This window comes from Streptococcus australis (assembly GCF_015553625.1).
Classification (GTDB): Bacteria; Bacillota; Bacilli; order Lactobacillales; family Streptococcaceae; genus Streptococcus; species Streptococcus australis_B.
In genome coordinates this window covers 22151-43617 of record NZ_JADNGY010000008.1, presented here as the reverse complement: position 1 = coordinate 43617, position 21467 = coordinate 22151, and the positions used below count along the sequence as shown (strand labels likewise).

At 41.8% G+C, this 21467-nt stretch carries 18 protein-coding genes and 2 pseudogenes; 2 read left to right on the top strand and 18 right to left on the bottom strand.

Going from position 1 to position 21467, the window contains the following annotated elements; genetic code table 11:
• Positions 1 to 242: 242 nt before the first annotated feature.
• The 16 genes and pseudogenes from I2D56_RS07790 to I2D56_RS07720 all read right to left on the bottom strand — a co-directional run bounded on the left by I2D56_RS07790 (position 243) and on the right by I2D56_RS07720 (position 18923).
• The gene (locus tag I2D56_RS07790; RefSeq protein ID WP_195348291.1) at positions 243 to 4733 is read right to left on the bottom strand and encodes a S8 family serine peptidase; all 4491 of its coding nucleotides are present in this window, start codon (positions 4731 to 4733) and stop codon (positions 243 to 245) included.
• Positions 4734 to 4991: 258 nt separating this feature from the next.
• Positions 4992 to 5834, bottom strand: coding sequence for an aldo/keto reductase (locus I2D56_RS07785; protein WP_120701210.1), 843 nt, complete (start codon positions 5832 to 5834; stop codon positions 4992 to 4994).
• Between the two features lie 11 nt (positions 5835 to 5845).
• Positions 5846 to 6064: a hypothetical protein gene (locus I2D56_RS07780; RefSeq protein WP_042507434.1), complete on the bottom strand. Its 219-nt coding sequence runs from the start codon at positions 6062 to 6064 to the stop codon at positions 5846 to 5848.
• A 338-nt stretch (positions 6065 to 6402) separates the two neighbouring features.
• The gene (gene nagA, locus I2D56_RS07775) at positions 6403 to 7554 is read right to left on the bottom strand and encodes an N-acetylglucosamine-6-phosphate deacetylase (protein ID WP_120701211.1); all 1152 of its coding nucleotides are present in this window, start codon (positions 7552 to 7554) and stop codon (positions 6403 to 6405) included.
• Positions 7555 to 8133: 579 nt separating this feature from the next.
• The gene (locus I2D56_RS07770) at positions 8134 to 9765 is read right to left on the bottom strand and encodes a Na/Pi cotransporter family protein (protein WP_023022293.1); all 1632 of its coding nucleotides are present in this window, start codon (positions 9763 to 9765) and stop codon (positions 8134 to 8136) included.
• A 144-nt stretch (positions 9766 to 9909) separates the two neighbouring features.
• Complete coding sequence (gene rbfA / locus I2D56_RS07765) at positions 9910 to 10260, bottom strand: 30S ribosome-binding factor RbfA (RefSeq protein WP_023022291.1); 351 nt, start codon at positions 10258 to 10260, stop codon at positions 9910 to 9912.
• 72 nt (positions 10261 to 10332) lie between these two features.
• Positions 10333 to 12630 (bottom strand): annotated as a pseudogene (gene infB / locus I2D56_RS07760) (translation initiation factor IF-2); the annotation flags it as partial.
• 336 nt (positions 12631 to 12966) lie between these two features.
• A pseudogene (locus I2D56_RS09930) lies at positions 12967 to 13041 on the bottom strand (hypothetical protein); the annotation flags it as partial.
• A 31-nt stretch (positions 13042 to 13072) separates the two neighbouring features.
• A complete protein-coding gene (locus I2D56_RS07755) occupies positions 13073 to 13372 on the bottom strand; it encodes a YlxQ-related RNA-binding protein (RefSeq protein WP_023022287.1) in 300 nt (99 codons plus the stop codon).
• Positions 13365 to 13661 carry an RNase P modulator RnpM gene (rnpM, locus tag I2D56_RS07750; RefSeq protein WP_006596879.1) on the bottom strand — a complete coding sequence of 99 codons (297 nt, stop codon included), beginning with the start codon at positions 13659 to 13661 and terminating at the stop codon, positions 13365 to 13367. Before rnpM ends, I2D56_RS07755 begins: the two co-directional genes overlap by 8 nt.
• Before the next feature lie 10 nt (positions 13662 to 13671).
• Positions 13672 to 14817: a transcription termination factor NusA gene (nusA, locus tag I2D56_RS07745; RefSeq protein WP_023022285.1), complete on the bottom strand. Its 1146-nt coding sequence runs from the start codon at positions 14815 to 14817 to the stop codon at positions 13672 to 13674.
• 45 nt (positions 14818 to 14862) lie between these two features.
• Positions 14863 to 15351: a ribosome maturation factor RimP gene (gene rimP / locus I2D56_RS07740; RefSeq protein WP_081698240.1), complete on the bottom strand. Its 489-nt coding sequence runs from the start codon at positions 15349 to 15351 to the stop codon at positions 14863 to 14865.
• Positions 15352 to 15672: 321 nt separating this feature from the next.
• A complete protein-coding gene (gene trmB, locus I2D56_RS07735; RefSeq protein WP_195348290.1) occupies positions 15673 to 16308 on the bottom strand; it encodes a tRNA (guanosine(46)-N7)-methyltransferase TrmB in 636 nt (211 codons plus the stop codon).
• A complete protein-coding gene (gene ccrZ / locus I2D56_RS07730) occupies positions 16305 to 17099 on the bottom strand; it encodes a cell cycle regulator CcrZ (protein WP_195214380.1) in 795 nt (264 codons plus the stop codon). Before ccrZ ends, trmB begins: the two co-directional genes overlap by 4 nt.
• A gap of 40 nt (positions 17100 to 17139) precedes the next feature.
• Positions 17140 to 18195, bottom strand: coding sequence for an ABC transporter permease (locus tag I2D56_RS07725; RefSeq protein ID WP_023027713.1), 1056 nt, complete (start codon positions 18193 to 18195; stop codon positions 17140 to 17142).
• Entirely contained in the window at positions 18192 to 18923 is a 732-nt protein-coding gene (locus tag I2D56_RS07720) for an ABC transporter ATP-binding protein (protein ID WP_195348289.1), read from the bottom strand. The genes I2D56_RS07725 and I2D56_RS07720 overlap by 4 nt, the downstream gene beginning before the upstream one ends.
• A gap of 67 nt (positions 18924 to 18990) precedes the next feature.
• Between I2D56_RS07720 and I2D56_RS07715 the strand changes: the two genes are divergently transcribed.
• On the top strand, positions 18991 to 19404 hold the full coding sequence (locus tag I2D56_RS07715) for an HIT family protein (RefSeq protein WP_023027711.1): 414 nt from the start codon (positions 18991 to 18993) through the stop codon (positions 19402 to 19404).
• 13 nt (positions 19405 to 19417) lie between these two features.
• The gene (locus I2D56_RS07710; protein WP_023022273.1) at positions 19418 to 19711 is read left to right on the top strand and encodes a hypothetical protein; all 294 of its coding nucleotides are present in this window, start codon (positions 19418 to 19420) and stop codon (positions 19709 to 19711) included.
• Positions 19712 to 19770: 59 nt separating this feature from the next.
• On the opposite strand, the gene brpA is transcribed toward I2D56_RS07710, so the two are convergent.
• A complete protein-coding gene (gene brpA, locus I2D56_RS07705; RefSeq protein WP_195348288.1) occupies positions 19771 to 20937 on the bottom strand; it encodes a biofilm formation/cell division transcriptional regulator BrpA in 1167 nt (388 codons plus the stop codon).
• Complete coding sequence (locus I2D56_RS07700) at positions 20934 to 21467, bottom strand: GNAT family N-acetyltransferase (RefSeq protein WP_195348287.1); 534 nt, start codon at positions 21465 to 21467, stop codon at positions 20934 to 20936. Before I2D56_RS07700 ends, brpA begins: the two co-directional genes overlap by 4 nt.

Below are 21467 nucleotides of genomic sequence, written 5' to 3'. Positions count from 1 at the left end.
CGGTTCCACCCTAATTTATTACTTCATTTTATTCTACTGTACTCAGCTATCTACTGAGAGAAAGCGCCACTTGCCTATCTTGTTCCACTTGGCTTTCACTGTCCCAAACTCGCTAAAAAAACGCCATAAGCCTTTCTTTCTTGACTAGTATTATAGCAGATTTCTATTCGAGTGTAAACAAAAAACAAGTCCGAAACAGTTGTTTCAGACTTGTAGAAATTCCTTTCAAAGAAAGGTGACTGTTATGGGCGTTTTGCAACCTTTGGTTTTTTCCCATTTAACTTTTTCTTAGCAGCTTTAACCTCTGCTAAGGCCGCCTTGACTTCCTGTTGACTAGCACCAGGATTAGCCAGTACAGCTTGAGCGCGGATAAAGGCTTGAAGGTAGTTCACCTTCACCTTATCTGCTGCATAGATAAACTTAGCGTTCTTAGCTTGGAACTGGAGTTCTGACGCAATCAGTTTCTTAAGACTTGAAAAATCAGTTGTTTTCCCATTTAACTGTTGATCAGCAGTCTGGTAGTTCGCAAGTGCTTGGTTGATTTGCTCTTGTGTCACACCTTCACGAACGAGCAAGAGGGCCAATTCCTTAAAGCTTTGATCAAAGGCACGCCGAGCAGTATCTTTAGCATTCGCATAACGGCCTGTTTTTGAAGTCGCATCATAGGCAGCAATAGCTGATTTTAGCGCTGTGAAATCAGACTCTTTCCCATCTAATTGACTGGTTACCAATCCAAGATTTGAAAAGATTTGGTCAACTTCTGCTTGTGATAACTTAGTCGCAAGAGCTTTCTGAGCTTCTTGGTATGCTGCATCATAAGCTAAACGTTTTTCACTTGTTGCATTAAAGTACTGAGGAGTGCTGGTCAAGTTAGCTTGTTGAGCCAGCAATTGCAACAATTGGGTCTTAATGACAACAGAAAGTTTTGCGAGGTTGTTTTGATCCGCCAGAACGGTCACAGTCGGTGCATCCTCAAACAACTCATAGCCTGTTGGTAGACTGACTGAAATCGTATAGGTTCCAACTGGGACATCTTTTCCAAAGGCATTCTTACCATAGCGTTGAACTGGAAGAACAAAGGTTTCGCCAGCTTCATTTTTCAAGAAAACTGGTGTTGTTCTTGGTACTGCTTGATCAAAGACCAGACTCAAAGGTGCAGTGACAATCTCTTTAGCCAAGAATTCGATGGTCTTAAAGCTATCCTCTGCAGTGATTTCAAATTTCTGAGTTCGTTCGCTGACGAGTTTCAGATCTGATTTATCATAGGCAAAGAGTTCTGCAACATAGCTACCAAACTTAAGGAAATTGATTTCTTTCCCTTTATCTAAGTTGACATACTGTCCTTGTTCATCCTTGATACGGTAGACAAAATCAGTATCTAACTCTTGATGTGTATCGGTATCTAAGACTGATACCTTAATCCGGCCACTATCTTCAGTACCAGCAAAATCAGCAAGAGAGGCAAAGTCGCGGTTTCCAGCGTAATCTTCAACCACATAGTAAAGTAAGTCTTTACTGATTCCTTCTGGAAGAGTATAGCCACCGTCCTCATTTGCCGTTAAATAGACACGGTTTTCAAAGCGGCTAGTCTTCCCTAGGACATCTTTCCCCTCCTTAACCAGGTTTCCTTCTTCATCAAAGGCCTTGACATAGAAGACTTGCTCTCGTAAGATTCCACCGTTGCCAATATCTTTTGTTTTACAAGCATAGAAGGTTTCTACTCCATCCTTCTTGGTCGTATAACCTGAAGTCAAGACTGGTTTTTGGGTGTCAATTTGGAGGTTAAAGCGAACAACTTGCTCCTCTGCTCCTGGAACTGCTGGCGTATAACGAACCTCATAGACATAGTGACCATCCGCCACCTTTTCACCCTTGGCATCCGTTCCTTCCCAAGCCGAGTTGTCGACTAGATAAGATCGTTTCCCACGTCCATCAAAGTAATTCTTACGAGCAGAGAAAGCTCCTGTACTTGTCCAAATTGGGTTAGCAAAAGCTTGATCATCTGCCTTGTAGACAGCCGCTTTCATATTATTTAGGTTTCGCAAGACGACTGCACGGTACTGCACGTAATCTTTGTTTCCATCTCCATCTGGAGAAATAGCCAGACGGACATTGCCATCAGCATCCAAATGGAGGACGTTCAAACCTTCTGGTGTTTCCACTGTTCCAAGAACGATTGGGCTTCGTTCTGCTGTTTCCTTCTTAGCAGTCGTATAGAGCACATCATTCGTGTTTGAAACTAAAGAGGTGACGTTTGCATTCGATGGCACGTGTTTGGTTTCTGGGACATCATAGTAGAATCCTGATTTCCCTTCTCTTACCAAGTTGTAGATTGGTTTTTCAACCGCAGGGATATCTTGGAAAGAACCACGGAAGCCCATAAATGGGATGCTAACCACATCGCCATCATCTGCAGGGTCCACAAAGCGAACAAATCCTTCTAGGAAGTAACCGTTCGGCATCAATTTAGTCAATTCTTCTGCAAACTTAGATGCATCGACAGTCACCGTCACTGTCTGACTACTATGGGCTTTTACAGTTACATTTGGCCATACAGTCTCTGTTAATTTCCGTGGCTTCAAGGTAAAGTGATCGTCTTTTACATCGTCGGTAGTGGTATTCACAATCATCTTCAACTCTCTGTCAGTATCAGAAATATTATGAACGGTCACATCAAAACTGAATCGATCTTCCACATTACCAAGAGTTACGCTTGGGTATGCATCTTCATTCGTTACATATAAATCTGTTGAGACGGCTGCAGCAGTATCTACAATCCCTGCCCCTTGTTGACGTACTGAAGTGTAGGCGCCCGTTTCTTTGTTAAAGTGCGGTTTTGCAGTTGACATGATCAAGGCCTTGACCGTTGCAGATAGCTCCTCTGGTGAAAGTTCTGGATGGTGAGCTTGGAGGTATTCCTTCACCAAAGCCGATACCCCAGCCACATGAGGAGAGGCCATACTGGTTCCACTCATACTGCCATAGCTATTGTCATTTAGTGAAGAGAAGATTGATCCACCAGGTGCTGTGACATCTGGTTTCAATTGTCCATCCGTTGACACTCCCCAACTAGAGAATTCAGACATTTTTCCTGCGTCAGGGTTTGGACGGTTATCCAGACTGCCATCAAAGACTATCTTGTAGTCTTTGTCTTTGATCGCTTCTCCATAGCGCTTAGAAATAAATACCGCAGGAATCTTTCTCGCATCGCCTTCGAGGCCCATTTTGACATTCGCGCCTTCGACACTATTGTAAATGAGGGCGCCAATCGCTCCTTTTTTATAGACATTAGCGACCTTATCTGAGAAGGTGATTTCACCACGTTTGATGAGGGCGACTTTACCAGTCAAATCGAGACCTTCTAAATCACTCTCACGCCCCAAACCAGCATCCACATAGTCATATTCTTTCCCATTTTCAAAATTAGCATCTGTTTCAGCTGCTGTATAGGTAAACTTCCCTTTATCCAAGTCGGCATTGTCTTCCAAACCACGTACTGTAAAGACTTCTTCTGTTACAAATGAATCATTTACTGAGGCAACTGAAATAGACTCTTCTACGGTTGAAGGACTACCCACGACACCGTAATCAGGGTTTTCAGCACTTGGATTGTCATAACCGTATCCATAGGTATTGCTATTGCCGGCAGCGATAATGACACTAACCCCTTTTGCGCGTGCTCGTTGGATAGCTTCTCGGACAGCGGGACTAGCATTCACTGTAGAACCTGTCACAGATCCCAAACTCATGTTGATGACGTCCGCTCCCAATGCAACTGCGTCATCAATCGCTTTCACATAGACAACATCACTGGTTGATCCACTACGATCAGAGAAAACACGCATAAACATCACTTGGGCTTCTGGAGCAACTCCGTATACATAGTTGCCATCCCCAGCTTTTTTGTCAGGGTTCCCAGTCGCAATCCCTGTTACGTGCATACCATGTGAATCATGGTCTTTTTCTTTAATATTGTCATCTCCATCCATATAATCATAAGCAAAGACGACCTTATCGTTGTACCATTTTCCGTAATCAATTCCCGCTGCTTTTTTTGCAGCTTCTAATTCTGTTTGATTTTTGAACTTCCCTTTTGTCGGGTCTGAAATCCGCAATACTTCATGGTAGACATCTAAACCAGAGTCAATGACTGCAACAACAGTCCCTTCACCCTTGTAGCCTTTTTCCCAAGTTTGAGGCACATTAATAATCGTATTGCTGCTGATACTGAATGGTTTGTCTTCAGCTTTCTTTTCAGCTCTTGCTTCTGTTGCAGGTTTAGCCTCAGCCTTCTCCTCTGTTGAAGAGGGTTTAACTTCTGTTTTTTCCTGTCCCTCACTTGCTTTTTCTGCAGGTTTAGCCTCATTTTTAGTTACAGCTTCTACTTGCTTTTCAGTAGCTTTATCCTCTGTTTTTGCTTCCTGGGCAACTACTTGGCTACCTGATTCGACAGATGGACTTGTTGCCTCTTTTTCTGAAGAGGCTGGCTCGTCAACAACTTTACCATTTTCAACTACTGAGTCTCTAGTCTGCTCATTTGCCTGATCACTTACAGGAGAAGCAGACTCACTTGGCAACGCTGGATTTGCTTCTGCAGATGCAATTACTGCAGTCTCTGGTTGTTTTGTTTCATCCGCACTTACATTTCCTGCTCCAAAGACAAGGACCGACCCTAACAGCACCGATGCAACACCAAATTTATATTTTCTCAATGAGAAACGCTGTTTACTCATAAAATTCCCCCTATATACTAAATTATTCTTATTATACTCCTAATTTTTCAGAAAATTCACTCAACATTAACTTTGTTATCAAATTGTAATATTTCCGCATGATATCTTTAATTAGGTGTTTTTTGTTTGTTTTTAGTGATTTTATAATTCAAATAATTAGAAAACTAAAACCAATCATCCGTTTTTTTATCTCATTGCACAAAAAAAACAGCGAGAGCAAACTCTCACTGTCTTTTATAAATCAACTAACTTACTGTCTTAAAAGTCTTTGGTATCTGGGTCTGGCGCTCCCGCTTCTACTGGGATCTTCCGAAGGAGCTCACAGTCTTCTGGAGCCAATTCGATTGTAGTGCATTGAAGATTACTTGCAATGCGTTCAGGAGTCACTGATTTAGGCAAAGGTAAAAATTCTTCTGCTAAACTCCAAGCTAAAAGAAGCTGGGCTGGAGTTACACTATATTTTTTAGCCAATGCAAGAACTGTCTCATTTTGAAAAAGCTCTCCTTGACCAAATGGCCCCCAAGCCTCCAATAAAATTCCTTTTTCACGGCAATAACGGACTACTTCCTCTTGATAGACCCCAGGAGCCAAGCGAATCTGATTGACTGCTGGAAGAACTTTGGCACTCTCCAACAGAGCATCCAGGTGATGAGGCAAAAAGTTACTCACGCCAATCGAGCGAATTTTACCCTCTGCCTGCATATCTTCCATGGCTCTCCAAACCTCACGATTCCGTTCTTTCCAGGCCTCATTTTCTCGGTGGGTCACAGGATTTGGCCAGTGGATTAAATACAAATCGATAAAGTCTAGTCCCAATTTGTGCAAAGATTCTTCTAGGCCATTGAAAGCATCCTCATAGGTATGACGATTATTCCACAACTTGGTCGTTACAAAAAGTTCTTCTCTTGGAATACCACTATCCCGGATAGCCTTTCCGACGCTTTCTTCGTTTTGATAGATGGCTGCCGTATCAATATGGCGATAGCCCGCTTCTAAGGCTGTTTTTACTGCTTGATAAGCTTCTTCGCCATCTTTCGCCTTCCAAGTACCAAAACCTAGTACAGGAATTTGGCGTCCATCATTTAGTTTGTAGCTCTTCATCTTATTGCCCGTCACTTTCCTTTGTTTTTTTTACCAGACTTAGAAGTCTTCGCATTCAAGCGCAACTTTGGCTTAAAGATATTTTCCTTAGGTTGCACCATCGACTTACTAAAAAAGGCGTAGAGTAAAAAGGCACTACCTGCCACTAGAATGACGGGACTACGGCGTAACATACCGTAGATAAAGAAAAACAACCCCATCAATAAAAAACGTACATTTATCTTATGCATAAAACTACCTCGCGATTCAATTAATTTCATTATACCATGTATCGGAGCAAAGAGACAAATGGCTAGGCTAAGGAATCCTATTTAAATGAGAGTGGGACAGAAATCGGTCATTCGTTAGAATTCGATTTCGTCGTCCCACCTCCGCACAGTTGAGTAGGGCTGTAAAAGCTGATGTAATCAGCCTAGTAGAGCCCACTCAACCACTGCGTCTTGCTAGACAATCTAAAGACAATTAAGAGGCTAGGACTTTTGTCCCAGCCTCATGGAAGAAATTCAATTTTAAAACTGGTAAAAGAAATCAAAAGCAATCGATTCGTATTTGAACCTATTTTTCACCATTAAGCTTCAAATCGTTTTTGGCCATCCAAGAAGGTTGCTACCAACTCTAAATCTTTATCCAATACAATAAAGTCAGCGTCATAACCCTCACGGATTTGGCCACAGACATCATCAATATGGACGGATTTAGCAGGGTTGAGACTCGCCATCATGACCGCTTCATGAGGATTGGCAATGCCCCACTCAACAACATTCTTCAATCCATCTTTAAGCTTCAAGATCGAACCAGCCAGGTTCCCTGTCGATTTCAAACGGGCTGTTCCATTTTCTACGACAACAGGGAATTCACCCAACATGTAGTCGCCATCTTCCAAGCCACCAGCTGTCATACAGTCAGTGATCAAAGCGATATTTTCCACTCCTTTTTGTTTGAGGAGAATATCACAGGCTTTTGGATCAACGTGATGGCCATCACAGATTAACTCTGCATAAGTATGAGGAAGTTGGTACATAGCCCCAACCATTCCAAGCTCACGGTGCGTCAAGCCACGCATTCCGTTATAGGCATGCACCCAGACACTAGCTCCAGCATCCACTGCTTTTTTGGCTTCGTCAAAGGTTGCATTGGAGTGCCCAAGCGCAACCGTCACCCCTTCTCCTGTTACTGTACGGACAAAGTCTTCTACACCTTCCCGCTCAGGAGCAAGGGCAATTTTATTGAGCAAGCCGTTGGCTGCTTTTTGCCATGCACGGAATTCATCCATCCGAGGATCTTTCATATAGGCTGGATTTTGAGCTCCCTTGTACTTCTCTGTAAAGTAAGGTCCTTCAAAGTAAATCCCACGAATCTTTGCACCGGAAGCTTCTTGGTATCGTGCGCCAATGTTTTCAGTTACTGCTAATAATTGCTCATAAGAAGAGGTCAAAGTTGTTGGCAAAAAGCTAGTAACCCCTGTGCTCAAGAGCCCCTCGCTCATAGTATGAAGGGTCCCCTCAATGTTGTTGTCCATAACGTCAACTCCACCAAATCCATGGATGTGCGTATCGACCAAACCAGGAGCAATACTATAGCCGGTATAGTCCAAAACGGTAGCTCCCTCTGGTAGCTGATCCACATGTTTTCCGAATTTGCCATCGACAATTTCTAGATATCCTCCCTTACGAATTCCATGGGGATAAAAGAATTGATCTGCTTGTATATAGGTTGTCATGGTGATTTCCTTTCTTTTTCTACCGATATATTCATACACATTATAATCCTTTGTGCTACATTTGTAAATGGTCTAGACCTATTTTATTTAAATATATTAATATTCTTTATAAATACAATAAGAAATCCAGTTCTAAAGAACTGGATTTCAGAATATTGACAAACTTTTTCCATAAAATAGATAGATGATTTTTTTAAAAAATTATCTTTTTTGAGAAATTAGGCAGATCTAAAACTTTCCGCTGTGAGAAAAGTGCCTAGATCAATTAAGGTCTAGGTACACGGAATTATTGAGACCTTAGGCTCAATAATTAGTCATGGAACTTCGAAGAAGTTCGCTGACGTCCGTACTCACCTAAGGAAAGTTTTAAAAAAAATGTTATACCAATCTAAAGAGAGTGGGACAAAAATCGGTCACTCGTTAGATTCGATTTCGTCGTCCCACCTCCGCACAGTTGAGTAGGACTGTAAAAGCTGATGAAATCAGCCTAGTAGATCCCTACTCAACCACTGCGTCTTGCTCGACAATCCAAAGACAATTGAGAGGCTAGGACTTTTGTCCCAGCCTCTTTTTGCTTTTTTAGATCTGCTCTAATTGTACCTTCTCTGCTAAATTCATGGCATGGTCTGCAACACGTGTATAGTGAGAGATCATATCAATAAAGTTGACACCTGCTTGAGGTGTACACTCGCCCTTGTTTAGACGAGAAATATGGGTCTTCCGCAATTTCTTTTCGAGCTTTTCAATTGCCTGATGGCGCTGTTCCAACTCTGCTGCCAACTCTTGGTTATCCTCTTCTACACTTCTAAGTGCATCTTTAACAAAAGTAGCAGTTTGTTGGTAGATATCTTCTAATTCAGCCAAGGCATTATCAGAAAACACAACTTTCTTCCGAATGAGGTAGTCCGTCAGGTTGATTAAGGATTCCGCGTGGTCTCCAATCCGCTCTAAATCTCGAGAAGAATCCAAAATATTAGTCAAGGATTCACTTTCTTTTGGACTCAGAGCTTCACTAGACAAGCGGATCAAGTATTTGGTCAACTGATCATCGATGGTATTAATGGCTTCTTCTGTTTTATGGCCTTTTTCAGCTAGCTTTTCTTCTTGATTTACAATGTAGCGATAGGCCAAGTCGAAACTCTTTTCAGCATAGGTTCCTAAATGCAATAGTTCTTTTTTGGCATTTCCTAAAGCAATCGAAGGAGCTTGGGTAATCAGATTTTCATCCAAGTAAAGTGGTTCGTATTTGACCACTTCATCCTCACCAGGAATCAATTTCGTCACAAAGTAAGCCAAAGCTCCAATGAAGGGGAACTGGATGATGGTATTGGTAATATTAAAGGTCCCGTGAGCAAAGGCTATGGTCATCTCGGGAGACAAATGAAGAGTCGTTTCAAACCATTGAATCAAAGATGTAAACGGAACAAGGAAGACAAGACAGATAATGGTTCCGATAACATTAAAGGCTACATGGGCACCCGCCACACGTTTGGCCGCAATATTTGCTCCCAAGGAAGCAATGATGGCTGTAATGGTCGTTCCGATATTATCACCAAAGAGAACTGGGAGAGCCCCTTTAAGGTCAATCAAATGACTAGCATAGAGATTTTGTAAGATACCAATGGTTGCAGAGGAAGCCTGAATCAAAAGAGTTAATCCTGATCCGACAAAGACACCCAAGATAGGACTTTTACTCAACTCCACCATGTAGTCACGAAAAACTTGCAAATCTTTAAGAGGTTCCATAGCCCCACTCATCAAGTTGAGGGCAAAGAAGATACCACCGACACCAAAAACGATTCGTCCAACATTATTAACCAAACGATTTTTGGTAAAGAAGAGACAAATCGCTCCGATAAAAAGCATAGGCAAGGCGTAGTCTCCTAATTTAAAACCAATGATAAAGGAGGTAACAGTAGTTCCAATATTGGCCCCCATAACAATACCAATAGCTTGACGGAGGGTTAGAAGTCCAGCACTCACCAGACCGACCGTAATCACTGTAACCCCTGAACTAGACTGAATCAAAGCAGTCATCCCAATCCCTACTAGAACCCCTAGAAAGGGATTACTCGTATATTTATCAATATAGTATCGAAGGCGATCCCCTGCAGCCTGTTGCAAGCCTTCTCCCATGGTTTTAATACTATAGAGAAAGAGACCCAAGCCACCTAAGAAGTTAAATAAAATGTTCTGCCAATCAATGGACATTTCTTTCCTCCATCATCATTCGATAAAAGTTTACTCACTCTATTTTAAAACATCCACCACTTGGACACAAGTTTTTTTTTGAAATTTCTTCTGAATTTTGTCCTAAAAAAACGATAGACTCTACAAAATCTATCGTTTTGTTCATTATTTTTTATCAAGCTCTCGTAACATTTGATCAATTTTGTTTCCATATTCAATGGATTCATCTTTGATAAAGGTTAAATCCGGAATCTTATATAATTTTAAATTCCGACCTAATTCGCGCTTGATGGTTCCTGTTGCTTTTTCAAGCCCTGTCTGAGCCTTCTGATTATCTGAAGCCAGGTCACTCATAATCGAATAGTAGACCTTAGCCATAGACAAATCGCCTAGCATCTGAACATCCGTAATGGTGACACCTTGAACACGTGGGTCACGAACTTTTTTTTGCAAAATTTCGTTGACTTCACGCTTGATTTCCATCCCTACTCGGTCTGTCCGAAAATGACTTGCCATAGGAACTCCTTTCTGATCTGTCTTTAAAACTAGGAAATGGGAGATTTCTTCTCTTCTTTCCTAGTTAACAGTTTATTTTTTAATTTCTTCCATGATGTAAGCTTCGATGGTATCATCCGTCTTGATATCATTGTAGCCTTCGATCATCAATCCACCTTCGCGACCGTTGGTTACTTCTTTGACATCATCTTTATAATGTTTCAAGCTAGCAAGAGCGCCATCATAAATCACGACACCGTCACGAATGACACGAACTTTGGAATCACGAGTGACCTTACCACTGAGGACCATAAATCCACCAATGGTACCCACTTTAGAGACTTTGAAGGTTTCACGAATAACCGCTTCCCCGATGACTTTCTCTTCAAACTCAGGATCCAACATTCCCTTCATGGCATCTTCCATTTCTTCAATCACTTTGTAGATGATTGAGTGAAGACGGATTTCTACCTCATCAGCTTCAGCTTGCTGACGCGCTTGAGGAGTAGGGCGGACGTTAAATCCAATGATGAAGGCATTTGAAGCTTCTGCGAGGGTAACGTCTGATTCGTTGATAGCACCAACCGCTGAGTGAACGATGGTAACCTTGACACCTTCTACTTCAATCTTTTGAAGGGAAGCAGCAAGGGCTTCAACCGAACCTTGTACATCAGCCTTGATAATGACATTAACAGATTTCACTTCACCAGCCTTCAAAGTATCAAAGAGGTTTTCAAGGCTGACACGATTAGTTGCTTGCCGTTGTTTCAAGAGGGCACGTTTGGCACGTTCTTCACCCGCTGCACGCGCTGATTTTTCATCTTCATAAACCGCAAAATGGTCACCCGCCATCGGCGCTTCGTTTAGACCAGTAATCGAAACTGGTGTGGAAGGACCTGCAACCTTAACCCGACGTCCAAGGTCATTGGTCATGGCACGGACACGCCCGAAAGTATTCCCGACAACGATTGGATCTTGGACATTCAAAGTACCTTGTTGCACAAGAAGAGTTGCAACCGCACCTTTTCCTTTATCCAAACGCGCTTCGATAACGGTACCAATAGCACGGACTGTTGGGTCTGCCTTGAGTTCTTGGATTTCAGCTACAAGAAGGACCGTTTCCAACAACTCATCGATGTTTTGGTTGAACTTGGCTGAGATTTCTACAAATTCAGAATCTCCACCCCAAGCAGTTGACATAACGCCGTGTTCTGCCAATTCTCCAATAACACGTTCTGGATTGGCACCTGGTTTATCAATCTTGTTAATGGCAACGATAATTGGAACGTTAGCCGCTTTTGAGTGGTTAATGGCTTCAATCGTCTGAGGCATAACCCCGTCATCCGCTGCTACGACCAAGATGGTAATATCGGTAACAGATGCACCACGTGCCCGCATAGAGGTGAAGGCTGCGTGTCCAGGTGTATCCAAGAAGGTAATCTTCTTGCCGTTTTCCATGATTTGGTAGGCTCCGATATGCTGGGTGATCCCACCGGCTTCTCCTGTCGCAACCCGTGAGTTACGAAGGGTATCCAAAAGGGTTGTTTTACCATGGTCAACGTGTCCCATAATGGTAACAACTGGTGGACGCTCCACCAATTTATCTGGATTCAAATAACCATCTTCGACGAAGAAGCGCTCGATATCCGCATTATCCACTTCAACCTTTTTCTTAGCTTCAATTCCATAATCCACTAACAGAAGTTCAATGGTATCGCCATCCAAAGATTGGTTTTGTGTCGCCATCACGCCCATCATGAAGAGCTTCTTAACGATTTCTGCCGGCTCACGCTTAATCCGTTTTGCGATTTCCGCAACCGTCATTCCATCTGTGTACTCCAATTCACTTGGCAACTCATGGAATTTACGCTCTGTTACTGGTTTTGGAGCTTCATTGCGGTTATTCTTTCCTTTTTTATTCTTTTTGTTGTTATTCCAGTTACTATTTCTTTGATTTCTCACTTGGTTTTGACTACTTCGATTCTTTTGTTGTTTTCTTGGACCATCTTCTTCACGATCAAAATCTTCACGTTTTTTGTCTGGTCTAGCTTGCTTTTTCCGACGTGTATCAACTGCTGCAGGACTTGGACTCGCTACTGGAGTTGCTTTCACTGGCTCCGCCTTTGGTTGTGAAGCGACAACTTCAGTGGCAACCACTTCTTCGCGCTTACGACGTTGTTGTCGTTCTTGCTCAACCTTGGCTGCCTGGTTTTGCTTGTAGCGTTCTTCACTACCACGTGCATATTCCGCATTTTGCTCTGCCTTTAATGCTGCAGCACGGGCTTTGAAATCAATCTTGGGTGCACCGTTTACTGGATTTGGACGTCCTTGACCATTTCCAGCTTGATCGCGACGACGATCATTCCCTTGATTTCGACGGTCATTCCCTTGATTCTTTCGCTCATTGCGATTTTGGAAACGATCTCCGTCCCGACGGTCGTTTTGTTGTTTTTTAGGTCGATTTCCTTGTTGTTGACGACGTTCAGCTTGCTCTTTCGCACGGGCTTCACGTTCCGCCTTGAAATTACGACTCTTTGGCTTCACAACAGGTGCTACAGCTGTTTCAGTTGTTTTTTCTGTATTGTTTGCAACGGGTTCTTTTGCAACCGGCACAACTTTTACTTGTTTTTCTTCCGTCACTTTAGGAGTTTGAGGAGCCTTTGATGCAAAACTATTCACCAAACGCTCAACAGCTTCACCTTCAATACTAGAAGCGTGACTCTTTACCTCCAACCCTAATTCTTTCGCACGTGTGACGACTTCTTTACTTTCCTTGCCTAGTTCTTTGGCAATCTCATACAATCTTTTCTTAGACAATTGCTGTCCTCCTCTTCTATTCCATAAGAGACCTCATTTTCTTTGAAAATCCAGCATCTGTCACGGCCACAACCTTTCGTGAGCGACCAATGGCAGTGCTTAATTCTAGTGTTGAAAACACGGTTAATACCGGAACGCCATAATAGTGGCATTTATCTGTGATTTTTTTTGTAAGATTGGGAGCGGCATCATCTGCTAGAAAAACTAAGCAAGTCTTTCCTTCTTGAACAGACTTGATAACCAATTCTTCCCCAGAGATAATTTTCCCTGCTCGCTGAGCCAATCCCAATAAATTACTGACTTTTTGCTTATTCAAGGCCTAACTCTCTTCTCTTCACCTTATGATCCACATAAGCAATCAATTCGTCGTAAAAAGCTTCATCCACTTCCATGCTAAAGCTGCGATTGAAGACTTTCTTCTTTTTAGCTTGAAGTGCTTCCTCATTATCCAGTTTGATATAAGCACCACGACCATTTGCTTTCCCAGTCGGATCGATAAAAACTTGACCTTCTTTATTTTTTACGATTCGCAAGAGATCTCGTTTATCGATGACCTCGTTTGAAACAACAGACTTGCGTAAAGGGATTTTTCTTGTCTTTACCATGATTCCCTCCCTATTCGTCTACAGAATCCAAATCACTTTCTACTTCTTCAAAAGCAGGTTCTTGACTTGCTTCCATTTCTTCGTACTCACTAGCTGATTTGATATCAATCCGGTAGCCAGTTAAGTGAGCCGCCAAGCGTACGTTTTGACCCCGACGACCGATCGCAAGAGATAGTTTGCTATCTGGCACTACCACAAGGGCATGTTTGCTGTCTTCTTCGTCAAAGATAACTTGATCGACCTCAGCAGGAGCAATGGCATTGTAGATAAATTCTGCTGGATCTGGGACCCACTCAATGACATCAATATTTTCTTCTGTTGGAACCATACGATCCAATTTCTGATCATAGCGAGCTGGGTGGAACTTGCTGGTGATCTTTTTAATATTCGATCCACCACGACCAACGATGGTTCCAATCGCATCCACGTTTGGATTATGGCTACGAACAGCAACTTTGGTCCGGTCGCCAGCTTCACGCGCTACGCTCATGATTTCAACCGTTCCATCGTAAACTTCCGGAATTTCTTGCTCCATTAAACGTTTGATCATTTCTGGATGGCTACGGCTTACGAATACGTTCACCCCACGAGGATTGTCTTCTACTTTGTAGACAAATACTTCGATGCGATCATGAGATTGGAAAACTTCTCCTGGAATTTGATCTTGTTTAGACAATTGAGCTTCGATAGATCCTAAATTCACATAGATAAAGCGATTATCAAAACGCTCCACAGTTCCACTCATAATTTCATTTTCATGTTCTTTATAAGTGTTATAGGTAATCGCACGAGTTTGCTTGCGCATTTTTTCCATGATGGTTTGTTTGGCAGATTGTGCTGCGACACGGCCAAACTCAGCAGGAGCCTCTTCAAATTTGATTTTGTCTCCCAATTCATAGGCAGAGCTAATCGCAAGAGCATCTTTCAAACTAATTTCTAACCGGCTATCAAAAACTTCGTCTACTACTTCACGAACGGTATAAACACGGAAGTCACCAGTCTTTTCATTAAACTCGATAGCAGCACTCTCGGCTTGGCCATACCGTCTCCGGTAAGCTGAACGCAATGATTCTGTGACAGCTTCAATGATATCTTCTTTTTTGATTCCTTTGTCTTCTTCTAAGATGCGAAAAGCATCTAGCATTTCTTTACTCATTCTTTTCTTGCTCTTAAGCTACTAAGAGCCTTCCTTTCTTTTCTGCTATAATTTGACAGCTAATCTTGCTTTCGATACAAGACTATAGGGGATTTCAATGGTTTTCTTTCTGGTTTTGTCCATGTATTCCATGGTCAATTGGTCATCTTCGAACTTAACGAGTGTTCCTTCAATAACCTTTTGTTTGTCAACTGCCTTGTACAAGCTGACATGGATATATTGACCCAGAGCTTTTTCCACTGCATCTTTGGTTTTTAAGGGACGCTCCAAACCAGGACTCGTCACTTCTAGGAAGTACTGTTCCGGGAATGGATCTGGTTGAATCTGATCCAACAGAGGACTAATCACTTCTGTTAAATCTGCTGTATCGTTCAGGGTAATACCACCTGGCTTATCAACAAAGATACTTAGAACATAATCTCCTACAACCTTTTCATATTCAACATCCACTAATTCAAAGGGAGCTTGGATGACCGGTTCAATAATTTCTGTTACTAATTCAACAATTGTTGCGATAGGACAACACCTCCTCACAGATAAGAGGCGAAGATATGTCTTCGCCTCTCCTTTTCTATTCATTTTAAACATTTTAGCACAAGTTCCGTCGAAATGCAAGAATTTCGCCTTCCTCATTCTTACAGCTATCATCAAAAAGAAAAACGAGAGTGGGATAGAAATCGGTCATTCGTTAGAATTCGATTTCGTCGTCGCACCTCCGCACAGTTGAGTAGGGCTATAAAAGCTGCTGAAATCAGCCTAGTAGAGCCCACTCAACCACTGCGTCTTGCTCGACAATCCAAAGACAATTGAGAGGCTAGGACTTTTGTCCCAGCCTCCTTAATCCTTATCTAGACTTTAAAATTGTGCTTCAACTCGATAAATAACCTGACCCTTACTTGAGAATTTCTTTTCATATTCGGTCATGACATTGCCCTCAAAATCACTCGCATGAAGATCTAACCAGACACCCTTTAAAGTCATTCCGTATTGAGAAAAACTCACCAAACTATATTCAAAGAGTCCTCGATTGTCCGTCTTAAAATGAATCTCCCCATACTCTGGCAAAATCTGTTTGAAGGTATCTAAGAAACTCTTATAAGTTAAGCGACGTTTTTCATGACGTTTCTTCGGCCAAGGATCTGAGAAATTGAGATACAATTGATCAATTTCACCATCTTCAAAGTAATTGGTCAGGCTATCTCCATCTACCCAAAGCAACTTGATATTCGGAACATCGGCTTCTAACACCTTGTCCAAAGCGTAGCTCAATACCGATTTTTGAATATCGATCCCAATATAGTTGATATTTGGATTTTGTTTAGCCATTCCAGTGATAAAGGCTCCTTTACCGCTTCCCACTTCAATATGAATCGGATGGTCATTTCCAAAAATCTCATGCCACTTCCCTTTGGCTTCTTCTGGTTTTAAGATGACATATTGCGGATTGGCTTCTAATAATTCGGTTGCACCTTTGCGGTTTCTAACTCTCATGCTTCCTTCCCATATTTTGACCGGAAATTACGCAAGGCATAAATTTCCCGGTTAACATTCTCTAAATCATTATTTTCATAGTATTTTACAATCTGACAAAGGAAAGAGTATTGACCAAACCAGTACAATTTACCAAATACAGTTTCGTTGTACTTATAGCCGTAATAGACCAACCAATCCTGCCACTGAAAGTCTGGAATGTAGTGACTTAAAACATGAGCCACGTCCATCATCCGATCTGTTAAGCGGACAGAATCCCAATCAACCAAGTAGATAAATCCACTGTCCGTTTCAATCCAGTTACTGTGGCGTACATCTCCATGAACAATGGTCGCATAATCTTCTCGAAAAGCTGGAACAGTCTGTCTTAAACTCTTTAACACAGATTGCAAATAATTGTTTTGACGCAAAGCGATTGGCAACTGACTGCTCAGAGAATTCAATAAATCCAGCGGAGATTCTGCCGTATAGCCCAATTTTCTCAACTGCGTCATCAAGGGGCGTGAACGGTGCAAACGAGTCAGGATATGAACCACTTGCTTTTTCCCCATCCCATTTGGAGTTAGAATTTCTCCATTTAACCATTCTTGTGCGCTCATCACATTTCCGTCAGGTAAGCGTCGGCTCCATAAGAGTTGTGGAGCAATTTGTTCTTTAGCTAGCCCCGCTAATATTGGAGTTGTATTCATTTTGACAAATACTTTCCCCCCATCCGGGTAAGTCCCCATAAAGGCTTTCCCGCTTTTACCAGCAATTGGGGTCAACGTTAGCTCTTTTTCGTTCGAGTCCATCTATTCCTCCGTAAAAAGTTTCCCATCTATTTTACTAATTTTAAGGCGTTTCGTCAACTAATCGTCTCACCTTGAAAGGTGCATAAACATAGGCTAAAAAGGCTGTGAAAGCTAGCAAGGCCAAGACAAGAAGTTTGTCTTCAAAGACCACCAATCCTAGGCCTCCCTCGATGAGAGCCACAAACAAAGTCACCGATTGAACTGTTTGAAGAAGCCCTCGTGTCTTAGCACGATTTTCCAAGGGGAAAAGTCGCGTTAAATATTGATAGTCAAAGGCCTTGTAGAGTCCAAGCAATTGAAAAACAAGTAAATAATTCAAGAGCCCAGTGACAGCCACTGCTACTAGTGTTTGCGGGATGAAGAGAAAGACCGCTATTGATAGTCCTAATAGACGCAGGCTCATGGAAAACAGATCCCCATTTCTGAGATAAGAACGGAGATACAAGTTGTTCCAGGTCTTGTCGCTGACTTTCGGAACCATTTTTGTCAGCTTATCTAAATAAGCCCGCCGTTTTACGCTATTAGTCATTCCTTTTACTGTTGTAAAAAGGGCAAAAAACCTTAGAATACTTTGCTTTCTCAGGTTTTCAAGCTCTACGATTCGCTTCCAATCAAGACCCGCCTGGTTATAGAATCTTTTCCCCTTCCCTTGAAAAACAAGAACTTTCAAGAGAAAGAGAGCAACCAAATAAACCCCTACAATGGCAAGAGACAGTCCTAAAGCCAGAGCCAAAGGGACAAACAGGACAAGCACAAAGGTTTGCACAATTCCCCAGAAAATAGTCGCTCGTAAGGTTTGTTGTTTCAAATAGCCCTTCAATTCCTCTTCTTTTACTAGGAGGAAAATCATGTCTGGCTTCTCAACATAGGTTGCGATTGAACCAACAGGAAGCAGGAGAAAGGGAGCTAGGACAAGTACAAGGAGGAGAAGGCTCTTATCTTCTGGTAGAGAGCGCAAAAATTGGCTGTACTGAACTGCTAAAAAACCTAGAAAAATCAAGAGAAAGAGAACAAAGTGATCATTAAACACATAGCGAGAATATTTCAAACACTGATTGCGAAAGCTCGCTTTCCTCTTTTTTAGTACTTCTATCATCGGTCAGCCTCTTTTGTTAGTGCAAGGTAAATCTCATTCAAATCCGCATCTGCCATTCCAAACTCTTTTCGCAATTCCTCTAAAGTCCCCTGGGCACGGACCTGTCCCTTATGGAGGATGACAAAGGCATCACACATTTTTTCAGCAGAATCCAGAACATGGGTACTCATTAAAATAGATTTTCCTTTTTCTTTCTCTGCATTCAATAGTTGAATTAAATCTGAGATTGCAACTGGATCTAAGCCTAAAAAGGGCTCATCCACAATAAACAAACTTGGATCAACAGCAAAGGCACAAATGATCATGACCTTTTGTTTCATCCCCTTAGAAAAATGGACAGGAAACCAATCCAATTTTTCCTCTAGTCGAAATTGCTTCAGGAGAGGAGTCACACGCGCAAAAACAGCTTCTTGATCCAAATCATAGGCCATAGCTACTGTCTCAATATGCTCACGTAAAGTTAATTCTTCATAAAGGCTAGGGGTTTCTGGGATATAACCAATTTTTTTGCGATAAGCACTTGGAGAAGCCACTAGAGTCAAGCCATCAATCCGGATTTCACCAGCATAGGGACGCAGGAGACCTATAATTTCATTAATGGTCGTTGACTTTCCTGCTCCATTCAAGCCAATCAATCCAATCAATTGACCATCGCCAACCTCAAAACTAACATCTTTTAAGACAGGGATATTGACATAGCCTCCTGTCAGGTTTTTTATTTCTAACATATTTTCTTTGCTTTCTGGTATAATGTTCTTATATTATAACAAAATCTAGCTAAATTGAGGTATATTTATGGTTTCGGATTGTATTTTTTGTAAGATTGTTTCTGGAGATATTCCTGCTTCTAAGGTCTACGAAGACGACCATTTTCTTGCTTTTTTAGATATCTCTCAGGTCACTCCAGGCCATACCCTTGTGATTCCAAAAAAACATGCCCGCAATCTGTTGGAAATGACACCAGATGAAACGGCTGATCTCTTTAACGTCGTTTCAACAGTCACCAAAAAAGTGGAAAGTGCTACGCAACCTCAAGGGATGAATATCATTAGTAATATGGAAGAAATCGCAGGACAATCTGTCTTCCATACTCATGTCCATATTCTTCCACGCTACTCTCAAGATGACGACTTAAAGATTGATTTCATTGCCCATGAACCCGATTTTAATCACCTTGTCCAATTAGCCAAGGATATCTCAAACCATTAAAAAGGAGCTTACTATGAAATTAAGAGATCTATTTTGGTTTGCGACTGGAGCAACCATCAGCTATCAGCTTGTTAAAAATCGCGAACCTCTGAAAAATGAATTCAGTGAAACCAAACAACTAACCGAAGGAATCCAATCAAACCTTTCTAACATCAAAAAAAATATTGAAATCATCCAAGATCAAAGAGTCCTTTTAAATCAATTACTGGAAGACTTTTCCTATAAAGCAAGGGTCTTCTCTCAGCAAGCCAATGCTTCTGTAGAACAAATCCAAACTATTTGGTCTGAGAAATCAAATCACGAATAAGCAAAAAAGGTTTTGAGACAGTCGTCTCAAAACCTTTTTATTTTTAGAAGAGAAATGATTTAGTTTCCTCCAGCACCAGCTACCGTTGTATCCGCAGAAGGAGTGGTAGGTTGGTATTGTGTAATTGCTTCTGAGCTTACAGTAGTTTCTGGAACATAGGAAGGTTCATAATATCCTCCACCAGTATCCTGGCTCGATTCTACTGAAGCTTCACCACTTTCTGATGAAACAGTTCCACTAGCTTCGTCTCCATCTAATAAAACAGCACTCGTTTTAAGCTTGCGCAAAGGCGATAAACCAAGACTTTTACGCAGTATATTCTGCATCTTCAACAGGTGTTCTGAAGTAACAATTTGGTAACTTCCGCCATCGGCAAGGGTAGCATCTTCACCTTTCAACTGTTCCATACGAATGTTCTTCAAGGCATCTCGATAGCCCATCAACTGCATCAAACTATCCGTATCCAAGGAGATATTGGTCTGCATATTATCACTAACCGCTTCAATAATTCCTTGATAATTGCTCAGACCATCCAAAGTCAATATTTTCTTGATGATCTTTTCGATGACTTCTCGTTGACGTTTTTGACGACCATAGTCTCCTTCTGGATCTTGATAACGCATCCGTGAGTATACTAACGCTTGTTCTCCGTCAATTTCTTGACGACCAGGTGGAATTTTAGCTGTATACTCCGGTTCATTTTCTTCAATCGAAATATCGAAATCAAATGGATTGTTTACCGTTATTCCGCCGACCTTATCAACCAGTTGGACTAGGCCTTTCATATTAATCATCGCATAACGGTCAATATGAATATTCATCAAATCTTGGATGGTTTCAATGGCCAACTCGGCCCCACCTTGAGCATAAGCTGCGTTCAGCTTAGCTTGAAAAGTTTCTCCATCCTGCGTAATATTGGTTAAGATATCTCGTTCCAAGCTCATAATGGTTGTTTCACGGGTCTGTGGATTCACCGTCACCAGAATCATCGTATCACTGTTTCCTACCCACTGATCCTCTCGTGAGCCTGATCCAGTATCAACCCCCATGAGCAAGATGGTCATTGGTTTGTTTTCTGCAATGACATTGTTTTCACCGCCAATCCCTTTGTAGGTCTTACTCAACGTATTTGTTGACTGATTAAGGATGGTCAACCCGTACGCCCCAATCCCAATCGTCGTTACTGCTAACAAACTAAAAAACATTAATAGAATTTTTTTAATCATTGATTCTGTCCATCTATCAGTTTGCCCATTAGGTAAACATCCAGATATTCCCCTTCCTTGTACAGGCCTCTCTTGCGGAGACCTTCAATTTCAAATCCTAGCGTTTGGTAGAGATGGATAGCCCGTTCATTTCGAACTTGGACACTGAGGTCTAACTTCCGAAGGAGGTTGGTACCTTCCGCCCATGCGATTCCTTCTTCTAGAAGAAGGCGACCTAAGCCTTTATTCCAGTATATCTTCCGGATAACAATAAAGAGATCTCCAATATGGCGCAAGGCTCTATTTTGATCCGCGACAATATTTAAGACGCCTACCAGATCCTCACCCAAGTATAACAAGAGACATAATTGATTGTCTGTTTGCGCTTGTTTTTCCACAAACATTTCCAACTCTTGCTTGGTCATCCCAAGTCCTTCTGGAGCCAAGGTCGTAAAATCAGATTCAGTCGCTACATCTTTAAAAAATTCAAGTAAAGACTGTGCATCCGAAGCTTCAGCCTCTTTCAAAAAGAGATCTAGTACCTGTTCCAT

Coding starts and splice junctions, on each gene's coding strand:
- I2D56_RS07790 (WP_195348291.1), bottom strand. CDS start 4,733: ATGAGTAAACAGCGTTTCTCATTGAGAAAATATAAATTTGGTGTTGCA.
- I2D56_RS07785 (WP_120701210.1), bottom strand. CDS start 5,834: ATGAAGAGCTACAAACTAAATGATGGACGCCAAATTCCTGTACTAGGT.
- I2D56_RS07780 (WP_042507434.1), bottom strand. CDS start 6,064: ATGCATAAGATAAATGTACGTTTTTTATTGATGGGGTTGTTTTTCTTT.
- nagA (WP_120701211.1), bottom strand. CDS start 7,554: ATGACAACCTATATACAAGCAGATCAATTCTTTTATCCCCATGGAATT.
- I2D56_RS07770 (WP_023022293.1), bottom strand. CDS start 9,765: ATGTCCATTGATTGGCAGAACATTTTATTTAACTTCTTAGGTGGCTTG.
- rbfA (WP_023022291.1), bottom strand. CDS start 10,260: ATGGCAAGTCATTTTCGGACAGACCGAGTAGGGATGGAAATCAAGCGT.
- rnpM (WP_006596879.1), bottom strand. CDS start 13,661: ATGGTAAAGACAAGAAAAATCCCTTTACGCAAGTCTGTTGTTTCAAAC.
- nusA (WP_023022285.1), bottom strand. CDS start 14,817: ATGAGTAAAGAAATGCTAGATGCTTTTCGCATCTTAGAAGAAGACAAA.
- trmB (WP_195348290.1), bottom strand. CDS start 16,308: ATGAGAGTTAGAAACCGCAAAGGTGCAACCGAATTATTAGAAGCCAAT.
- ccrZ (WP_195214380.1), bottom strand. CDS start 17,099: ATGGACTCGAACGAAAAAGAGCTAACGTTGACCCCAATTGCTGGTAAA.
- I2D56_RS07725 (WP_023027713.1), bottom strand. CDS start 18,195: ATGATAGAAGTACTAAAAAAGAGGAAAGCGAGCTTTCGCAATCAGTGT.
- I2D56_RS07720 (WP_195348289.1), bottom strand. CDS start 18,923: ATGTTAGAAATAAAAAACCTGACAGGAGGCTATGTCAATATCCCTGTC.
- I2D56_RS07715 (WP_023027711.1), top strand. CDS start 18,991: ATGGTTTCGGATTGTATTTTTTGTAAGATTGTTTCTGGAGATATTCCT.
- I2D56_RS07710 (WP_023022273.1), top strand. CDS start 19,418: ATGAAATTAAGAGATCTATTTTGGTTTGCGACTGGAGCAACCATCAGC.
- brpA (WP_195348288.1), bottom strand. CDS start 20,937: ATGATTAAAAAAATTCTATTAATGTTTTTTAGTTTGTTAGCAGTAACG.
- I2D56_RS07700 (WP_195348287.1), bottom strand. CDS start 21,467: ATGGAACAGGTACTAGATCTCTTTTTGAAAGAGGCTGAAGCTTCGGAT.